We start from the raw sequence: 2,011 nt of genomic DNA, 5'->3' as shown, positions 1-2,011 counted from the left end.
GCTCGAGTTAAGGCTAGTAAATGCTTCCGCAAATGTAGGTGAAGTAATAATTCGTTCAGATAATATGCTGTACTTTACTCCCAAAGTTGGTTTTAGCGGCACAGACGTCATCAACTATACAATCGAAGATGATTTTGGATTACAAGCCTCTGCGCAGGTGATAGTGCAAGTTAGGTTATTAGAAACTCTCGTGATTCGCGGAAAAGCGTCGAGAGGAAGTTTATCTATTTATCTTATACCGTTAATTTTATTGATTTGGTTATATCGGCAGCTGTTTTCACGCCGGAACAGCCGACATGCCAAGGGAGTACTTGGTTCCATCGTTGCAATTGTAGCTGTTACCGTGCTGCATACTCCAGTAACTTTCGCTCAAGAATTGAGTTCTGAAAGTGAGTATAGATTCGAAGTTAGGCTATCTTCTGGATTAGCTTCTAGTGCTCAAACACGAGGTAAGCTAGAAGCACAATTGCCAGAAAACGCAGATATTCTTTTATACCAACCTATTGATGTGGCGAAAATGGTCAACTTAGCCTACGCATTAACTGAGAGTTGGCACCTACAAGCAGGGTACGCTAGTTTAAGCCACGGAAAATCTACCATTCGTTTATTAACTGAAACTCCGCTGGAAACACATGCTGAATATGCAACCGCAGCACCACTTTTTATGGGTGGCTTCGTGGTTGGGATAATGTATAGGTTGAAGGTATCAGAGAAAACAAGGCTTGATTTTGAAGTGGGCTATTTAGATTGGCAGGCAACTTCTCGCAGCTTAGCGAGTAATGGTGATTTTATTAAAACACGGCATCGTGACAGAGATCCATTCGTTGGCGTAGCTTTAGGCAGGGTTATGAGTGAAAAAGTTGGTGTTGCATTTGAATGGCGACAATACAGCTTAGATTATCGTATGCAAACATACACGATTGGTGTGTGGTGGCGTTTTTAAAAAAAACAGATTTTGCTCTAGTTAAAGTTACTGAGTTCGCGGTATTCAAAGCGGTGGCGGCCCACCGCTGAACCAAGCTGATCGGCAACAGTTTGCCAATCATTTAGATCGGATTTTGCAAAGCTTATAAATGTCAAAAACCATAAATGCATTATGGTTTTTGACATTTATAGGCGTTGTATAATACGATATGAAAGGTTTTACCTATAGATTTAAGTGGCACCGCCGACGCGATATGCTTAGTTTTATACCGGCAGCGTTTAATTAGGTTACGTTGCACAATAATAGGATATCGATGCAGAATAAAAATAAACCCTATTTCAGTACCAGCGAGGCTGCAGCAATTCTGGGTGTATCCGTTTCAACAATTCAAGGATTGGTGGAATCGGGTGCTCTATTAGCCTGGAAAACCCGTGGTGGGCATCGGCGTATACCGCGCGATTCAATCTTGGCGGTACAAAAGCATACTAAGCTACCCGATACAGATAATGCAGTAACCGCTGAACAACCTGCTGCGTTGCCAAAAACTCCCCATCGAACGCTTGATATCATGATCGTGGAAGACGATCCGTTTGTAGCAAAAATATATCAAGGAGCGCTAGCAAAGTTTGCACCATTATTTCAGTTACGCACCTGTAGCGATGGCGTTTCGGCGTTACTTGAAATTGGCAAACAACTGCCCGATTTTATTATTCTTGATCTCGATATTCCCAATGTAAATGGTTTGGAAATGCTCAAATCATTCCAAAATTACGCGGCGCGTAAAGCAATTCAAGTGTTGGTTGTAACTGGCCTTGAGCAGGAAACGCTCGCCGAACATGAACCGTTGCTGCAGCACTATACTGTGGTTGCCAAACCGATATCATCGGAGTTTTTAAACGGCTACTTAGCCTGCTTGTTCTCGGCCATATTGTTTTCCGCTCAGTAGTTGGTTAATTTACTCGCCACCCAATTTGCATGCTGTTAATGCATGCTCTGCACAATAACGCTCTACTTCCTGAATACTCATCCACAACGCTGCATGAAATGCTTCTACTAACGCTTTATCAGTGGCGCGTTCGGGGCTGG

The 2,011-nt window shown here is 42.9% G+C and carries 2 protein-coding genes; both read left to right on the top strand.

Annotated elements, in window-relative coordinates; genetic code table 11:
* Positions 1-943: Ig-like domain-containing protein (locus ACNA7P_RS11130; RefSeq protein WP_416258694.1), on the top strand; the 943-nt coding region annotated here is incomplete at its 5' end.
* Positions 944-1,238: 295 nt separating this feature from the next.
* A complete protein-coding gene (locus ACNA7P_RS11125; protein WP_416258693.1) occupies positions 1,239-1,871 on the top strand; it encodes a response regulator in 633 nt (210 codons plus the stop codon).
* Positions 1,872-2,011 lie beyond the last annotated feature (140 nt).

Source organism: Aliidiomarina sp. (assembly GCF_047920995.1).
GTDB lineage: Bacteria > Pseudomonadota > Gammaproteobacteria > Enterobacterales > Alteromonadaceae > Aliidiomarina.
The sequence above is the reverse complement of the archived record's forward strand: the minus strand, read 5'-3'. Positions and strand labels throughout refer to the sequence as shown.